This window comes from Alphaproteobacteria bacterium (genome assembly GCA_035625915.1).
Lineage (GTDB): Bacteria > Pseudomonadota > Alphaproteobacteria > JACZXZ01 > JACZXZ01 > DATDHA01.
The window spans coordinates 1-16572 of record DASPOR010000054.1 but is presented as its reverse complement, the minus strand read 5'-3'; the positions used below and the strand labels follow the sequence as shown (position 1 = coordinate 16572).

The window sequence follows — 16572 nt, the reverse complement described above, 5'->3', positions numbered from 1 at the left end:
ATCCCACAACGCATTCACGACATAGGACTTCACTGCCATTTCAAACCTCAGACCCGGCCGCCGCTCGCCGCGAGCCGGGCGCTCTCGTTTGGTCGCTGGACTTGCGTCCCCGATTTTTGGGCAATTTCTGGGCCAGCGACAGGGTCCAATGAGGCGGCTTTCGCCGAGTCGCACCACGCGACTGCTTAGATATGCGCTCATGGATTAAGGGCGGCAAGCAAATTCAAGGTTAACACCCTGGCGGTCACCGCATTGCCCCGGTGCATCGAAGGGTCGTGAAATGCCGCCGTGGACACCACCAAGAATGCACGCCGCTCGAAGCGCGAAGCCGACAAGGCCGCCGAAGCTGCCCGCCGGTTCGAAGAGCGCCTTACGTGGAAGGAAGGCAATATCGAGATTCTGGATGACGGGCGTAAGGGTATCGGCAAGCGCCCAGGCGCGAGCGCCAAGGTACAGCGTGAAATCCGGAAGCGCTGACTCGGGTTTTTTGCGCCTCAGTGGCTTGCACGCCGTTTTCCGGACCGCGTCACGTGAAACGTTTCACATACCGCGCCCGGCGATGGCGCTAGATTGACCGCGTCGCAGAATGCGACTGTGTGGTTGTGTTTCTAAACTCAAGCCCCGCCTCCGCCCGAGACGGGGCTTTTCTTTGCTTACCGGCTGTCGTGAAATGCAGCCGCGAGATCGCGACCGTCCGCTACTGTAAAAGGATGAAGCCACTGGTGGGACCGGGATACTCGCAATTATTTTTTCTTGAGCACCCAGTGATATTCGCAAGAGGGATTTGCGACATCGGCCTCTATAATTTCGCCAATTATGCGGCCCTGTATTTTGACCGCATGCCCACCCTCCTCCATGGAAATCTGGTTGAATGACCCGTCTGAGTCAGGATCGAGCCCTATCGTGTAGTTTTTTAGTGCGCTGTACGTAAATGTAAGCGTGTGGCCCTGGACACTGGCGGATACATCTTCTCTCGCTGGACAAAGTGAACCGACGCCTTTTCGTAGTGTTCTCGTTCCAGTGTAGTCACCATCCAACGTATTCCCAGCACTCAAAGCAGGCCCTGCGACAAGGCAGATCATCCCGCAAATCCCCAGAATAACTGGATAACGTTCCATCTGCCATCGAGACATGGGCTTGTGCTGCTCAGCTGAGTCGGCATTCGCAAGATTCTGGAGCCGTTACGGAGCGATCATTGTCCTTTCGAGTGTCTCGTGCAACGGCAAATCGCGCTCCACGCCGCCGGGGCTTTTCTTTGAAGAAGCATTTGCATCAGCACCTATACCTGCCGGATCGGGAATGTGGTAGAGTTCATGCTCCTGTGCGCCGGCCATGTATGGCTCCTAACCGAGTGGCCGGCACTTCTCGCCCCGCCCCTTTCCCTCTTTCGGTGCGGGGCTTTTTCTGCGTCGCATGACCGCGCCCGGCCGATGGTGGTAGGCCATAGCCACGTCACGGTTGTCATTCTGTGACGAATGACGTGACCTAATTTTAGCCCCGTCGCATCCCAAACCAGCGGGGCTTTTCTCTTCAGAGGCATCCGCGTTAGTACGTATTTCGACCTCCTCGAAATCGGCGCATGCTCAAAGCGTTTAGGTGTGCATCCCGACATGTCCTTAGAGCCGATCCACAAAGTTGTTGAGTCGGCGGAATTGGTTGTGATTTATTCTCTGGCGCCTTCAACCCAGGGGCGAACGTGCAGGATGTGGAAACCGGAGCACCGGGTCGCAGCCGACCACAAGCGGCCGCGCCTAAGCCGTTGTTCCCTTCTGTCGTCTGACGATGACTCGCCCGATGCTCAGACGCCTCACCCGGCCAAGCCGGTCAACACGAGTTTGGAACTCCGATCGGTTTTGGAGATCAGACGAGACACTCTTTAAAGCCTGACGTGTCCGCCGACGGGGCGGCAAATATGGGATAGCGTTCGTTGATGAATCTCCCCGCCGGCCCTTCCGGAAACCATGGCAAACCACGACCACGAGATCGGTTTCAGGCCGCTGCTCTCTGGGCCGGAATCCGAATACTCCGCTCTCTTGGGCCGGTTGCCGCGTCCAACCTTGGCGGCTATGTCGCGCGCAAAATCGGCCCTTGGCTGCCAGTCTCTCGCGTCGCAGAGGCCAACCTACGTAACGGTCTGCCCGAACTGGATGCGGCGGCTCGGCGTCGGGTGATCCGGGGGATGTGGGATAATCTCGGCCGTACTGCCGCGGAGCTGCCCCATATTGCCGCGCTTGAGCGGACCGCGCAGGGGCCCGGTTGGGAATGCAGCGACGATACGGAACTGCGTGCTCTTCAAGTGCGCGGGGGCCCTGCGCTCCTGTTCTCTGGCCACCTCGCCAACTGGGAGATCGGGTTCCCTGTCGCTGCCTCATTGGGCCTGAGCGTATCGTGGTTCTACCGGGCCGCGTCCAACCCGCTGGCGGATCGACTTATCCAAGCCCTGCGGCGGGACGCTCTGGGGGCCGAGGTGCCAATGTTCCCCAAGGGTGCCGTCGGCGCTCGCGCGGCGTGGGCGCATCTACGGCGGGGAGGTCTGCTTGGAATGCTCGTCGATCAGAAGCTGGACGAGGGCATCGCTGTACCATTCTTCGGCCGTGCCGCGATGACAACTACGGCTCTGGCGCAATTCGCCTTGCGCGTACGATGCCCTGTCATTCCGATCCATCCGGTGCGGCTCGGGCCCACGCGCTTCCGAGTGATCTGCGAGCCGTCGCTGATCCTGCCCGACACCGGCGACCGCAACGCGGATGTACGTGCGCTGACGCTGGCGATGAACGCCACATTGGAGGGATGGATTCGTGAACAGCCGGAGTGCTGGCTGTGGCTGCATCGGCGCTGGCCCAAGGAAACAAATCGTTGAAATTCCAAGTCGAGCCAACTCATACATTAGAGATTTTAGCGCCGGGCGCACCATGTTCGCCGGCGAAATCGATTAGCAGGCTAATGCGATCCCAGGCACGAGCAGGCCCTCGGATACCGCCTGCGTCGGACATGCGCGGGGTGGCTTCGTTGCTATCGCGCAAACCCGTCGCTGCCTACCTGCGCCCACGGAAGCCAGGTCACGCGTGAAGGCGACCGGCCCGCCTCGTCAGGGATATTGAACGCGTTGAAGCGTCGCCCTGAGTTTCGTCGAAGTGAATTCCCAACTTCCAGACAGCGTCCCGTCGTTGTTCATCGTATAAATTGCATCTGCGCTGCTCATTCGGATTTTCATGTGGCCATCGGAGATCGTCCCGGACGCCTTCGTGCAATCGGCCGACTCCAAGCCTGACTTGGAACTGGCCCAGGTTTTGGGCCTATCGCCGTAACAAAAGATGGCATCGACATCGTCGCCTTTAATCGCGGTGACGATGAGGGCCGTACTGCGAGCGCCATCCCATCGTCCGACCCACATCCCGGAAAAGCCCGCATTTTGCTGGGTCGTGGACGGACCGGGTGGTGTAATGACGACGCCCTTTGGAATCGGCAGGTCGGACGGTATGGGGGTTTCCTGAGCCACGGCCGCGCTCGAAAGTTGCGCCGCGCAGACGATTGCGGCGATCCCTCCAAGGACGCGGTTTTTGCATCTCCAAACTTCGAGCAGACGGCGCACGGACACCTCCTGAGCCATATTTTGAAGAATGTTAGGATAATAGGCGACTTTGAACAACGACATATGACCGCCAATCGGGAGGATCGTGCCCGCGGATATCGATCGCCCTGGTTTTTCCTTGCAATGGTCAATACAGTTTGCGCGAATACCTCTCAATTCGGGCCATTGCCGCCTGGGACCGCCGAGGTAATTCCGGTGTAAAGGCACGGGAGATTGCACTCGGCCCGTGGCGACGACGGGGCTCGAGATTGACCGTAGGAATGATGGAGGGAGGCTCCGATGAGCATTGCAGACCCCAACCGCGCAATCCTTACGGGCGAGAACCCGTTCATCCGGCTTGCCAAGAAGGACAACGATCCCTTCACGACGAACGCGAGCTTCTGGCGCATCATCTTTTGCCCGGCCGGACCCGGGCACGTTCTCTATCTCAAGAGCGAATTGACGGAAAATCGCTGGCGCATTTATGCCGACAACATTGCGATGGCGCGCTGGCTGCAATCGACCGTCCAGGGAATGCTCAATGCCGAGACGGCGGACGCGAGCATTCCCGTGCACGATGCCCAGTTCAGCAAATCGGGCGACCCGCGCTATTTCTGGACCGAGCGCGCGGTGACGAGAGATGAGGAAATAGCGCTCACCTGGTACAAGATCGGCGAGCCGTTGCTTATCCACACCCAACCTAACGCGGAACCGGGGCGACCTTACGGCGTGTGCACCGTTCTTATTCCCGCTCTCGGCGCCCGCTTGTCACGAAACGGGGTCGAGGCGGCGGGCCAGCCGTGGCCAAAGGAGCGCGAAGGTCGGCCCTTCAGCACCTGCGCGTTGGCGTTTTCGGAGAGTTGGACGGAAGCCCGATAAGCTGCTCCCCTCGACGGTTCAATCCGGGCTGGATCGAGGAACGGCGATCCGGATGCATTGGCGCGACCGCCAGGTGGTCGGGCGCCACCCGGCGCGTCGATCGTCGTGCCTAACATTGGAAGACCGCGCTTTGCGCAGATTAAGACACTTCGTCCGCGCAAACCTCCCAAGTTTGGACCAGCCGGTGTTCCGCGGTGCTGTAATGCCACCGGCAGCGAAGGCGACGGGTCGGCGATTTGGCGGCTGGCGCGCGGTCGAAGAGTGAAATGACGCGGGATGTTGCGAACATGGCCGATCCCTCGCGCGAGAGTTAACGCTCGCAACATAAGTCAGTTCGAGGGGTGTAATCAGTGACGGGCATCACAAAAGAGTCATCATTGTCATTGTCGCGGAGCGGGTCTGCCTGCCGTGCGGGCGCTCGTCGCGGCTATTGGCCGTCCCCGAGCGGTGCGGCGCGAAAAATGTCCGGCTGCGCCGCGCCATCGACGATCAGCGATCCGGCAAGGCCTTTTTCCAGCCGCGACAATGCATGATCGACAATCGTGTACTTGCCGGGCACCTTGGTCGCAAACTCGACCATGGCGGCACTGCCGGGCGGCACGGAGATTGTCTGAACACCCGTAAGCGGCGTGCTCGTGATGGCGCCGTCTTCCCACCCGCGGTCGAAGATCTGCCCGATGACATGGAATGACGACGTGAAGTTGGGACCGCCGACGCCGAAGAAGATGCGAACGGTGTCGCCGACCTTGGAATGGAGCGGGTGTTCGGTGGTCAAAGCGCCCACCGCACCGTTGAAGGTAAAGTAGTCGGGTCGTTCCTCGAGCAACTTGTCGATGTTCATCTCCTGGAGGCCGGCACTCCCGATCGGGGCGTTCGTATAGAGTTCCCCTTGCATGATGTAGAACTCGTGGTCGACCTTGGGCAATCCGCCGGGTGGTTCGACCAGAATCAATCCATACATGCCGTTTGAAATATGGTTTGCCACCATCGGCGTGGCGCAGTGATAGACGAAGAGGCCAGGTGTGAGCGCCTTGAATATGAATCCCTTTTCATCGCCGGGATCGACCGCCGTCAGTGCGGCACCGCCGCCAGTGCCGTTGACCGCATGCAAATCGATCGAGTGCGAGAGCATGTCGTCCTTGTTGTTCTTCAGGTGCAATTCGATGGTATCGCCCACGCGAATGCGCAGCATGGGGCCGGGAACCTTGCCATTGAAGGTCCAGAAGTTGAAGGTCGTGCCCGTATCCAGCCGTCCGATCCGCTCCACCGCTTCGAGGTCGACGCGCACGGATGTGGGTGCGCGATCGCCGATCGGCGGTGGAATGTCCGTTGGATCGCGAGCGATGCTTACACCTTCGGGAGGTGCTGCCGTCGTGGGCGCAAGCTCCACCTTGACGCGACCCTCCATGCCCGCGTCGCGATGGCCGGGGAGATCGCAGAAATATTCGAACGAACCCGCGCTGCCGACGTGAAAAGAGATCGTGACACTGGCGTTGCGGCCGGTCACATGTGGCGACGATGCGTGGAAATCCGGAAAAACGATGTCGTGCTCGGCCCCTTCGCCATTGATCAGGGTAACTTGGACCTCGTCGCCCTCATGAACGACGAGATCGGGATTGACCTTGCCGTCGATGGCGCCGCCGCGACCGATGAAGACCATCTTGCCGTCGGCGATGCCGGTCCTCAATGTGAAATTGGCATCCGCGCGCCCATGAACCGCCATGTTCTCTTGCGGCATCGTCAACGCGTTTTGATCGGCGGCACGGAGAGACCCAGCCGGAATCAGGAGGGCCAACGCAAGTAACGTTGCTGCCGCACGCAAAATGGACTCGATCATCTCACCCGTCCCGTCGATCGCCGAAGAACTTGTCGTCCCGTTCCGTGCCCCGTGCCGCGGTGGGACCGGACGACGACCGCCTGACTGGGCTCGAATGAGCGACCGGTCCGCAAAGTCATCACGCTCGATCGCGTCCGCACATGCATTGATCTAAGTCAGTACGGCCGCCGACCGCCAACGCCGTTTGGTCGAATTATTTCGCGCGGCGGACCGAAGATCGTCGGTTGGTTGAGCGCTGGGCGATCGCCCGATGGTGCGACGGGAAAAAACAATCGACACGGCCAAAGTCGATATGGCAGCCTTCGGCTCGATTCGAACGACTGTGGCTATTCCGAATTTCGCCACATGAGGGAGGCTACTTCGCTCGACGTCAGGCGCCTTTCCCATCCGCATCTTTCCGTCCAGCCGTTTGTCGTCGCCGATGGCGAGCTTGTTGTCGTGACCGGCCCTTCGGGTGCCGGCAAATCGCTTCTCCTTCGCGCGATCGCCGACCTCGATCCCAATGACGGCGAGATCGAACTCGATGGCGAACGGCGCGACGCATCGCCAGCACCTGCGTGGCGTCGGCGCGTGGTTTATGTTGCCGCGGAAAGTGGGTGGTGGGCCGACATCGTGGGTGAGCATTTTGCCGACCGCACGCGCGCCGCGGCACTGGCGCCGTCCGTCGGTATGCCGGCCGAATGCTTCGATTGGCCAGTCAGCCGCCTCTCGACGGGAGAGCGACAGCGCCTCGCACTTTTGCGCGCCCTAAGTCTGACGCCGCGCGCATTGCTGCTGGATGAGCCAACGTCAGGGCTCGATCCGGACGCCACCGCGGCCGTGGAAGGGCATCTGCGCTCCGAACTCGCGCGGGGCACGGCCATCCTCATGGTCAGTCACGACGCGGCGCAAGCCGAACGGCTCAGTTCACGCCGGCTGCGCGTCGAGGCGGGACAGGTGTGGGAACCGGGTCCGTGAATTACATCCCCCTCGGCTATGGCGACGTTGCGATCGCGGCGATCCTGGTGGTCGTCAACGGGCTTCTGTCGTTGTGGTTCGCCCTCGGGCTCGAGCGCCAGCTTGCGATCGCCACGGTGCGTATGTTGGTTCAGTTGATCCTGGTCGGTCTGGTCCTCCATGTCCTGTTCGACGCAATGTCGCTGTTCTGGACGTTGCTCGCCGCCCTTGTCATGATCGGCTTCGCCGGACGCGAGGCGATCGCGCGTCAGGAACGTCCATTCACCGGCTGGTGGAGCTATGGGCTCGGCACGAGCACCATGATGATCGCTGGGGCGCTCGTCACGATCTTGGCGCTTACAACCGCGGTGCGGCCGGAGCCGTGGTACGATCCGCGCTTCGCAATCCCCATGCTGGGCATGATTCTCGGAAACACCATGAACGGCATCAGCCTCGGGCTCAATACCTTGACGGTCGGCGCGGCGCGCGAACGCAACGCGGTCGAGGCGCGTTTGGCCTTGGGTGCGACACGTTGGGAGGCGTTGGGCACGGTTACGCGGGGTGCGCTGCGAAGCGGCATGATGCCGATCATCAATTCGATGTCGGCAACCGGGCTCGTATCGCTCCCCGGCATGATGACAGGTCAAATACTGTCGGGCGTTCCGCCGGAACAGGCAGTCAAGTACCAGCTCCTGATCATGTTTCTGATCGCCGGGGCGACCGCGATCGGCTCGCTCGCCGCCGTTATGCTTGGCGCATATCGCTTGACCGATTACCGCCACCGCCTGAGACTCGATCGCCTTCGAACCGTTCGGCGGTGAGGTGCCGCTTGGCAAAACCGTCTCGTGTGACGGCCGCTGCAATAATCGGGCTTTTTCTCGTCGGGCTTGCGACAGCCTTAGCAGCGGCTCCATAGAAACTTCTTACCGGAGTCACCGTTGGGCGGTTTTGGAAGTGGCAGCGCCGGTGCCGTCTCGTTTATCTGGACCGGGAATTGGCGACGAACTTTACTCATAGCCGGTCGATCCATTTGCCGATCTCTTCGAGGACCTGGTCGAACGTCGGTTTGGTGCCGTAGTAAAGCGCCGCGCTTTCGGCAAACGCTAGGGTGTAGGCCTTGCGCGTGTCGAGGTCAGTCTGAATGAAGGCTTGGTTGTGGGCGATGATGGGATTGTCGCCGCCCCGGAAGCGTTTGGCTTTGTGCGACTGGTAGTCGTCGGTGCCGATGAACGCCTGGACCTCCTTTCGTTGAAGCAGCGCATAGACATCGTAATAATGTCTCATGAACTCGATCGGGCTGTCCTTATTTGCCTGCTGCTTCCTGAATTTGGTCGAGATGGTCTGGAGCTTCTCGACGAAGGTATAGCCCAGATCGTAACATGCGACGCCTTTGGCGCGGTTGCCGATGATGTTCACCTTGCCAACGGCGTGGTCATAAAGCCACGAGCTGATATCTTTCTTGCTATTCGGAGTTACGTCGTCGAAGCCGACTTCAAGCAGGACACCGGGCCTGAGACCTAGTAGGGCATTGGCGTGTGTTCGGTAATAGAGCCGGATGCCGGCGCTCATGAGCGTCCTGTTGTCGAAGGCCGTGTCGCGCTCGACCTTGTCAATGCCGTCAATACGTATTGTCTGGGCGAGCCAGTCGTAGAAGTCCCGGCGGCTTTGGATGTGTGCAGGCTTATCCTGATTGGGTCCCGTCTTGACGTGTCGATCGTTGGGCGGCTCGATGCGGATATCAATGTCTTCCGAGAACCGGTTGATAATCTGAAATCCCTTGGAAAGCGATGTGCCGCCTTTGAGTTCGAAGGTGAAACCCAACTGCTGCAGGCCATAGAGGCAGTGCGTGATCCAATAGTCTTTTTCGACGAGGGCTGGATCGATCCCTTTTTGCTGGGCGACGATGCGGATCAGCTCGGGAAATTCAGTGTGGTTGTGAAGAAAATCAGCGGACATGGGTCGCCATGTCCGTCTTGAGGGCTTCGGCGAAGAACTTCTTCGCGCGCACACTGCCATAGTCGCGCGCGGCGCGTTGCAGCCGGGACGCGTTGTAGGTCGAAGCGCGCTGCTTCACGCGCGCGAGCACTGCGCTCTTGTTTTCAGCCAGCCGATCGACATTGTTTACGAGATCGACCAACAGGAATTCCGGGCTCAGCGTCTTGGGGAAGGACGGCTTGACGCGGAAGTCAAACGTCCGTCCGCCAAGCGAGAAGAGTCCGTGTCGCTTGTGATTGTAGACGACCGTTTTGTCGTAAAGCTGCGTCGTTCCGACCCCGAGGCTATTGTAGGCGTTGGGGGACGCGATCAGGAATCGGCGATCCCTGAGGAACGTTTCGACCAGCTTGTCATCTTCGGCTGGCGCTTTCCCGAAAGCCGTCTCTTTCGGGTAGGCGTAGAGACCCCCCGCGAGCTTGGTCAGCGTTCCATCGGTTGTCAGCTGCTTGAGGTGACGATCGACAGCATTCGACCAGCGCGTCAGGTCTTCACGTCGATAGACTTGGCCCGGCCTAAGATGGTTCTTGAGCGCTTCTAACATCGTCATGCCTGAGGATTTAGGGGAGAGCGGCCACTTTTGCAAGATATTTCATTGAAAAATCATGCATTCATATTAGCAGGTGATTGTTATAATGAGGTTAATTGAAACATCAAGGCTGTCGCTCTATTGCCCTCGTCAAACAATCAGCAGGGCGAATATCCGGCGATAGCTAACGGCCATCGTTGCCGGAGTAGGGCGTCTGAGTTGCATCGGCGCGGGGCGTGCGGTTCGCTAGCTATTTTGAGGGCTCGGCGACATCGACATTTTGACGTCGATCGAAAATATTCGGAAACGTATTAATGCTGGCGTAAGCGACCAAGGCGAACAGTAATCGGCTCGCTCGCCGCCGTTATGCTTGGCGCATATCGCTTGACCGATTACCGCCACCGCCTGAGACTCGATCGCCTTCGAACCGTTCGGCGGTGAGGTGCTGCTTGGCAAAACCGTCTCGTGTGACGGCCGCTGCAATAATCGGGCTTTTTCTCGTCGGGCTTGCCGCCTGTTCGCCGGGGCCGGACTACGCCAAGCAATTCGCCGCGGCCTGTACGGAACAAGGGCTCGCACCCGGCTCGCCCGAGCACGACAAATGCGTGCAGGACCACCTCGCCCAACAGCGCGAACGCGATGCGTTCGAGCGATCCCAGTTCGAGCTGCTGCAAGCCACGGAGTCCGCCCGCCCGCTCATGGCCCATTAGGCGGAACGAGCGAATTGGCGCGCCATTACGCCACTTGCCTTCGCTATCTGTTGCCTTCGCGTAACGCGTGATGCTTCGCCTCAAGCTCGCTCACGATGGCAAGGCTGCCGGCGAGCGCAAGAAAAGCCACGATGACGACGGCGAGGAAGAAATATTCCATATGCGACATGGCGATGCCCGACTGAGCCTGATATCCAGGGTCCTCGGCGCGATTTCCCGCCGGTTAATGAGAATAGGCATGGATTCGGATCGCCCGCAACGCCCGTTGCGAATCGCGGCCTCGCGAAATGCAGTCTCGCCTCTGGGGCCAGGTCCGACTAGCTTAACAGCCTGACCGCGCAACGGGCCATAGGATCCGGGGCGGTTGGTAGAATGTTGCGATTCGAGGGCCGCCATGAGCATTCGCGCCAAGTTCTTCGTGCTCGCCGGAGTTCTGCTGTTGCTGTTCGGCGCCCTGGTCGGCGCGCTGTCGATCGAGCAGGCGCATACCGCCCACAGGCTCGAGGCGATCGTCCAACACTACCAGCCCCTGCGCGCCCTCCTTGCCGACCTGGATGTGCTGACCGACGAGTACGAGTTGCGAGTCGACCGGCTGCTCCGCCAGCCGGATCGGTCGCCGGAGGAGCTTAAAGATGCAGCATCCAAAATCGGACAAGTCGGCGCCCGCATCCAGGCCGGCTTCGAGAAGCTGAGTGCCGAACTCGATGCCGCGACGGCCCACGAACAAGACAACCCCGATCAACTCGAGGTGCTGGCGCAGGTTCAAGGCGCCTTGCCGCTGATCAGCCGCCAAGTGGCTCCCTTCATCGCCGTCGGCAAGGCGGTGACGGACGCACTCGTCGCCGGCCAATCGGAGAAGGCACGCAATGTGGCGCTCAATTTCACCAAGTACGAGGACGCCTTCGGCCCGGATCTTGCGCAGATGCGGCATGAAGTCGCCGCTCTCACGGAAAAGGCGACGGCCAGCATCTATGCCAGCGAACACGATGCTGCAGTGCTCAGCTTTATCCTGTTCGTCGTCGCCGCGGCCCTAGGGCTGGGCATCAGCGGTTTTGGCTCGAAGCAAGTCGTCGCGGCACTGCGCAAGCTCCTGGTCAGCACGCGGGCGATCGAGGCGGGAAATATCGATATCACCGTGCCGGTCGTCACGCAGGACGAGGTCGGCGAGCTTGCCCGTGCCTTCAACCACATGATCGCCGAACTGCGCGAGCGTGAGCGGATCAAGGACACATTCGGCAAATTCATCGACCCGCGCATCGTTGCCCGACTGATCGCGGCGGGCGGTGCCGACGGCCTCGCGGATCAGGCCGAACGCAAGGTCGTCACGGTTTTCTTTTCCGACATCAAGGATTTCAGCGCAATCGGTGAGCAGCTTACATCGGGGGCTACTGTAAAGCTGCTCAATGCCTATTTCAGCGCAGTGACTGGAGAGATTCGCCGGCATAATGGAATCGTCGACAAGTATATCGGCGACGCGGTGATGGCATTCTGGTGTGCGCCATTCTCGCCTGGCGACGAGCACGCACTCGATGGCTGCAAGGCGGCCCTTGCCCAGATCAAGGCCATCGCGGACGTGCGTGCACAGCTCGCCGATCTCACCGGTCTCCGCCAGAACGCGCCCGACATCGTGGTGCGGATGGGCATCGCGACAGGCGAAGTGGTGGTCGGCACGATCGGCAGTCCCAATGCGCGCTCCTATACGGCGATTGGCGACACCGTCAATCTCTGTTCGCGCCTTGAAGGCGCGAATAAGGTCTACGGCACGTCGATCATCATGTCGGAAGAGACTTACCGACTTGTCCGACATGCCGTTGACGCGCGCGAACTCGACGTCGTACTGCTAGCCGGCAAGAGCGAAGCGATTCGCATCTATGAACTGATGGGCGAGGCCGGTGGTCTCGATGAGTTGGGCCGCGAACTTTGCGCGGCCTTCGCCAGGGGCCTCGACGCTTATCGCCGGCAGGATTGGGACGCTGCGCAGAATGAGTTCGAAGCCTGCCGCCGTTTGGCCCCGCAGGACGGACCGAGCGCCGCGTATATCGAACGCGTGACCCATTTCCGCCGACGGCCACCGCCCGCCGACTGGGACGGCGTCCACCGGCTCGGCGCCAAGTAAGCGGTGAGGGTTCCATGTTCCATTGTCGTCAAGGACAGAAGCCAATGAGACACAAAAGGCGCACCATGCTCAAAAGGATTGGGTACTTTGTTGTTGGAAGTCTGGTTGCCGGCCTCTTCACGACCTCGGCAGCACCGCAGCAGGAGGATGTCATGCATCTGCCCTGCAGCGATCGGGACGCCATGATTGCCACGCTGAAATACGATTTTGACGAGACAAAAGTCGGCTCCGGCGTCACGACGACGGGGCGGGTCCTCGAGCTTTATGTCTCACCCAAGGGAGATTGGGCGTTACTCGTGGACGCGCCGACCGGGCCGGCCTGCGTGCTGGCCTCGGGCGACGGATGGAAACCGCAACCCAATCGGAAGACACCTTGACCGCCACGGAAGAAATCTCGTCACGGCGCGCGCCGTGACGAGATTTGTAATCGACGGCGTCGGTCGGACATGACGGCGATTTAGAGTCGCGGCGGCGTTTATGCTACGGACATCGCGGCTTCGAATCGTGCCTCCAATTTGGGTAGGAGCCGCTCGGCCCGCTTCCATTGCCAAGCCCGGGGCGATGCGTGAGATGGATCTTCGACTCGGGTTTTAAGTTCCGGCACCAGAACTCGGTAATCGGATTCGCGCATCATGATGAGGTCGTGACGCACCGGATCGTCGAGAAGGTTCTTTCGCAGGAAGTCATACGCCTGCAACTCGCCGATCAGAATCTCGATAATGCGCACCGTCCGGTCCGGTTCGTACTCGAACAGGTCCTCGATCGCCTCACGCGCGCTCTCCAGGCTGAGGAACATCATGAAGAGGACGTTACGTACCGCGTGATTGCGGCACGGCAACGGTGTATCGGCGAGTTGCCGCATGGTGTCACGCACCGCTTTCATGTAGGTGTAAAAGGCCGTGATGCTCATCACGACCCTGGCGTGCAGCACCTGCAGGTCCTGCGTGTTGTTCTCGAACACCGGAAAATAATTTTCCTGGGAGGTGAAATGGTCGGCACCTGGAGGATTTGCATCGACGGGTGCTGCTGCGGGGGCCTTGCCGAACTTGTCGACCAATCGGCTGATCGTGTTCGAGACCGCGACGACCCGGCAGAGCGTACTGATTTCGCAACCGAACAAGTCGACCACGCCGAGCCTTGCGTTTCCTGTTCGGTAGCACCAGGCGCATACAGCGCCGACGGCGGCGAACGCGGGGCCGGCGACGCTCAAAAAGCTATCCAGGGTCTTGTCGGTCGACGGATGGATCAACTGCCAAATGACAATGCCGATTAAGGCAATGGCGATCAGTGCGATCCATCGGAGATCCTTGACGTGTCTGGAACGGAACAGCCGAAGCAGTGTGTTAGGCTGATCGTCGAACTTCGACTGATCTGCAACGGGAGGCAGTTCTCGGTCGTCAAGCTCGGGCTCCCTTCGGGGCGCGTTTATCGCCGGCGCCAGCGGTGCTGGCGGGGCGGGTGCCGTGGCCACCCTCTGATAAAAGGGTGTGCCGACGCGTTGCCAAGGCCGGTTTACCAGATCGCCGTGCATGATGACCCCCTGACGATCGATCGCGTCGGAACTAAAAATTGAATCGGCGGTAGGCTACACCCGCCTGCTGCGATCGGATGTGAGCCGTTTCACACGACGATCCCGGCGCTTATTTGTCGTCTTCGCCGCTGTCGATGTCAGGTTGTTCCAATGGAAATCCCGGAGCCGGTATGGCCGCACCCGGTGCTCCGTGCTGGATCAGGTTGTCGCGCCGTTGGCGATAGAGGCTGCGGATCGGCGCGCGATCGCTTGGCCTCGCGCCGCTCCCCACCCCGAATGGGGCACGATCGCGCCCGACGTCAGCGCATAGTGGACTCGGTTACAACACGTTACGGAAGAACGAAACCCAAGAATCAACGACAAGCTTCACAAGTCCGCGGGCAGGATTTTCCGGCATCCAACTCGGGTCGACGGATACACACATGCCATTGTAGGGGCTGCAGTAGACGGGTGAGGGTGCGGGTGTCGGTGTCGGTGAAGGTGCGCCTTCGCTCCCGCCCTTTCCCGCACCGCCACTGACGAGAGAAAACTCATTGCTGGTGAGCTCGCGGATCGACATGACTTTGACCTCCGATGTTGACTGCGGACATTCTTATCAGTCTCCCCGGAGCGGAGCCAACCGCCCCCAGTATCAAATGATGTGGAATTGAACTCACGTTCCAGTGATGGGAAAAACCTTAAGGTAGCAATTTTATATTTTCCTGATTTCAGCGGTCGCCATCCGGCCCGCTTCGTGATGCCGTATGAGCGGACCGTCAAAAGCGCGCAAACGGCCGGCCCGACCGATGGCCGCATTTGTCGAAAAGCGCATTCGGCAGCACTATTTTCGTGGTAGGGTGCGCACTCAACCATGTGCGATTTTCGGGGGGATGCGATGGACGATGCGGACCGTTTCGTCGAGCAGGTTGAAAAGGCCGTTCTCGATTTGTTGAGGGCGCAATACGATTGGCACCAGCGGCACGGCTTTGCCGGAAACTGGAAGCGCTTGGCGATCATGTCGGAGCGGCTCGTGGCTGGGAAGATCGATCGTCTGACGGAGAACCAGGACAAGGCGGCCGTGGAGCGTCTCGCCGAATCTCTGGACGCTATTCGCGTGGAAGTGCTCCCAAAACTGATCCAGCGACTGCGGGAGCGAGCGAACGCTGCTCCATCCGCGTCGCGGTGATGCGCTTGCTCGTCAATGTTCCGATGATTATCGTGCCGCGTCCCTCGGTGGCTGCCGGTCAGCGCAAGCGGAGTTCTTCACGATGTATCAGCTCTATTACTATCCCAACTTCGCGAGTTTGGCGCCGCACATGGTGCTCGAGGAGATCGGCGCACCCTTCCAACTGATATTTTTGGATCGGGCGAAGAACGCCCAAAAGGCGCCCAAGTATTTGAGGCTCAACCCCCACGGCCGAATCCCCACACTTGTCGAGGGCGACCTCGTACTCTACGAGGCGGCGGCGATCTGCCTTCATCTTTGCGACCGTCACCCGAGCGCTGGTCTGGCGCCCGAGATCGGCAGCAACGAGCGCGCCCACTTCTACAAGTGGCTTATCTATCTGACGAACACGCTTCAGGCGGAGATGATGCCCTACTACTACCCTGACAGGTGGGCCGCGGATGACGCGGCTGCCTCATCGATAAAGCGCCGTGCCGAGGCGAACATGGGCGCGATGCTCGAAAAGATAGAGAGCGCCCTGATGGCTGACGGCCCCTATCTCCTTGGGAAGCGTTTTTCGGCAGCCGATCTTTATTTCCTGATGCTGTGCGGCTGGACCATTCCCTTCGAACGGCCGGCGCGCTCGCACCGAGCGATCGCTCGATTGTTGGAGACGGTCGCCTCGCGCGCCGGAGTGAAACGGGCCTACGCCGCCCAAGCCATGACCGCGCCGTTCTATTGAGCGCGTGCGGCTCGAGTTCGACCGTAGCGCGCAAGAATTCGTTGGGCGCAAGCATTCGAAGCACGCCAAGGGCCTTAGTCGCGCGGAATCCTGAAAAAAGCGCCGCGGGCGTGAAGCATTTCACACCTCAAGCGTCTCTTCCGGCAGTGAACTGTTTCACGGCAGCTGGGAGTGGGACATGCCCCAATCGGACGAACCCGTTCAGCCCGACTGCTATATGTGCAAGATTGGGCGCTTCAATATACGGGTGGAAGAAATCGCTTTCTCGGAGACGACGGACAGGGGTGACATCCATGTCCGGATCGCGATCCCCATGAGCGTATGCGATCACTGCGGCTATCGGACCTGGGGTGCCGCCGAGGAGGAACTCATCAACGACGCCGTCTTGCGGGAGTATCACGGGCTCCCGAAACCCTAGTACGGTCGATTCGAAGTTCCTAAGATTTTTGTGGCATCCGCGCGTGCGAATTTCAAACGAGGTCTTTCAGCGATTGGGCAGAAATACGTGGATGCCCGGGTCAAGCCCGGGCATGACGAAGGGAGAGGTCCGGGGCTGTTCGATTTAGATTTTGGCGCACCGGCAAC

General features: G+C 60.1%; 19 protein-coding genes. 11 read left to right on the top strand and 8 right to left on the bottom strand.

Going from position 1 to position 16572, the window contains the following annotated elements:
- Positions 1-288 precede the first annotated feature (288 nt).
- On the top strand, positions 289-477 hold the full coding sequence (locus VEJ16_05280) for a hypothetical protein (GenBank protein ID HYB09063.1): 189 nt from the start codon (positions 289-291) through the stop codon (positions 475-477).
- 704 nt (positions 478-1181) lie between these two features.
- Here VEJ16_05280 and VEJ16_05275 read toward each other — a convergent pair.
- Positions 1182-1334 carry a hypothetical protein gene (locus tag VEJ16_05275; GenBank protein HYB09062.1) on the bottom strand — a complete coding sequence of 51 codons (153 nt, stop codon included), beginning with the start codon at positions 1332-1334 and terminating at the stop codon, positions 1182-1184.
- Positions 1335-1930: 596 nt separating this feature from the next.
- On the opposite strand from VEJ16_05275, the gene VEJ16_05270 reads away from it, so the two are divergent.
- Positions 1931-2860, top strand: coding sequence for a lauroyl acyltransferase (locus tag VEJ16_05270; GenBank protein ID HYB09061.1), 930 nt, complete (start codon positions 1931-1933; stop codon positions 2858-2860).
- A gap of 228 nt (positions 2861-3088) precedes the next feature.
- Here the strand turns inward: VEJ16_05270 and VEJ16_05265 are convergent, their stop codons facing one another.
- Positions 3089-3499 (bottom strand): hypothetical protein, encoded by a 411-nt coding sequence (locus VEJ16_05265; protein ID HYB09060.1) that lies wholly within the window; start codon positions 3497-3499, stop codon positions 3089-3091.
- 372 nt (positions 3500-3871) lie between these two features.
- On the opposite strand from VEJ16_05265, the gene VEJ16_05260 reads away from it, so the two are divergent.
- Positions 3872-4450 carry a hypothetical protein gene (locus tag VEJ16_05260; GenBank protein HYB09059.1) on the top strand — a complete coding sequence of 193 codons (579 nt, stop codon included), beginning with the start codon at positions 3872-3874 and terminating at the stop codon, positions 4448-4450.
- A 427-nt stretch (positions 4451-4877) separates the two neighbouring features.
- On the opposite strand, the gene nirK is transcribed toward VEJ16_05260, so the two are convergent.
- Positions 4878-6287 carry a copper-containing nitrite reductase gene (gene nirK / locus VEJ16_05255; GenBank protein HYB09058.1) on the bottom strand — a complete coding sequence of 470 codons (1410 nt, stop codon included), beginning with the start codon at positions 6285-6287 and terminating at the stop codon, positions 4878-4880.
- A 345-nt stretch (positions 6288-6632) separates the two neighbouring features.
- Between nirK and VEJ16_05250 the strand changes: the two genes are divergently transcribed.
- Both VEJ16_05250 and fetB read left to right on the top strand, forming a co-directional pair.
- Positions 6633-7244 (top strand): ATP-binding cassette domain-containing protein, encoded by a 612-nt coding sequence (locus VEJ16_05250; protein ID HYB09057.1) that lies wholly within the window; start codon positions 6633-6635, stop codon positions 7242-7244.
- Positions 7241-8044, top strand: a complete 804-nt coding sequence (fetB, locus tag VEJ16_05245) for an iron export ABC transporter permease subunit FetB (GenBank protein ID HYB09056.1) — start codon at positions 7241-7243, stop codon at positions 8042-8044. Before VEJ16_05250 ends, fetB begins: the two co-directional genes overlap by 4 nt.
- Positions 8045-8234: 190 nt before the next feature.
- Here fetB and VEJ16_05240 read toward each other — a convergent pair whose 3' ends face one another.
- On the bottom strand, positions 8235-9179 hold the full coding sequence (locus VEJ16_05240) for a nucleotidyl transferase AbiEii/AbiGii toxin family protein (GenBank protein ID HYB09055.1): 945 nt from the start codon (positions 9177-9179) through the stop codon (positions 8235-8237).
- A complete protein-coding gene (locus tag VEJ16_05235) occupies positions 9169-9765 on the bottom strand; it encodes a hypothetical protein (protein ID HYB09054.1) in 597 nt (198 codons plus the stop codon). Before VEJ16_05235 ends, VEJ16_05240 begins: the two co-directional genes overlap by 11 nt.
- Before the next feature lie 428 nt (positions 9766-10193).
- Here VEJ16_05235 and VEJ16_05230 point away from each other — a divergent pair, with 428 nt between their 5' ends.
- Positions 10194-10454: a hypothetical protein gene (locus tag VEJ16_05230; GenBank protein HYB09053.1), complete on the top strand. Its 261-nt coding sequence runs from the start codon at positions 10194-10196 to the stop codon at positions 10452-10454.
- 43 nt (positions 10455-10497) lie between these two features.
- Here the strand turns inward: VEJ16_05230 and VEJ16_05225 are convergent, their stop codons facing one another.
- Positions 10498-10623, bottom strand: a complete 126-nt coding sequence (locus VEJ16_05225) for a hypothetical protein (GenBank protein ID HYB09052.1) — start codon at positions 10621-10623, stop codon at positions 10498-10500.
- A 225-nt stretch (positions 10624-10848) separates the two neighbouring features.
- On the opposite strand from VEJ16_05225, the gene VEJ16_05220 reads away from it, so the two are divergent.
- Positions 10849-12570: an adenylate/guanylate cyclase domain-containing protein gene (locus tag VEJ16_05220; protein ID HYB09051.1), complete on the top strand. Its 1722-nt coding sequence runs from the start codon at positions 10849-10851 to the stop codon at positions 12568-12570.
- A 44-nt stretch (positions 12571-12614) separates the two neighbouring features.
- Positions 12615-12947 carry a hypothetical protein gene (locus VEJ16_05215; protein HYB09050.1) on the top strand — a complete coding sequence of 111 codons (333 nt, stop codon included), beginning with the start codon at positions 12615-12617 and terminating at the stop codon, positions 12945-12947.
- 98 nt (positions 12948-13045) lie between these two features.
- On the opposite strand, the gene VEJ16_05210 is transcribed toward VEJ16_05215, so the two are convergent.
- On the bottom strand, positions 13046-14101 hold the full coding sequence (locus VEJ16_05210; protein ID HYB09049.1) for a hypothetical protein: 1056 nt from the start codon (positions 14099-14101) through the stop codon (positions 13046-13048).
- A 319-nt stretch (positions 14102-14420) separates the two neighbouring features.
- Positions 14421-14660, bottom strand: a complete 240-nt coding sequence (locus tag VEJ16_05205; protein HYB09048.1) for a hypothetical protein — start codon at positions 14658-14660, stop codon at positions 14421-14423.
- Between the two features lie 315 nt (positions 14661-14975).
- Between VEJ16_05205 and VEJ16_05200 the strand changes: the two genes are divergently transcribed.
- The 3 genes from VEJ16_05200 to VEJ16_05190 all read left to right on the top strand — a co-directional run bounded on the left by VEJ16_05200 (position 14976) and on the right by VEJ16_05190 (position 16405).
- The gene (locus VEJ16_05200; GenBank protein ID HYB09047.1) at positions 14976-15266 is read left to right on the top strand and encodes a hypothetical protein; all 291 of its coding nucleotides are present in this window, start codon (positions 14976-14978) and stop codon (positions 15264-15266) included.
- 82 nt (positions 15267-15348) lie between these two features.
- Complete coding sequence (locus VEJ16_05195) at positions 15349-15987, top strand: glutathione S-transferase (protein ID HYB09046.1); 639 nt, start codon at positions 15349-15351, stop codon at positions 15985-15987.
- 178 nt (positions 15988-16165) lie between these two features.
- Complete coding sequence (locus tag VEJ16_05190) at positions 16166-16405, top strand: hypothetical protein (GenBank protein ID HYB09045.1); 240 nt, start codon at positions 16166-16168, stop codon at positions 16403-16405.
- The last annotated feature ends 167 nt before the right edge of the window (positions 16406-16572 follow it).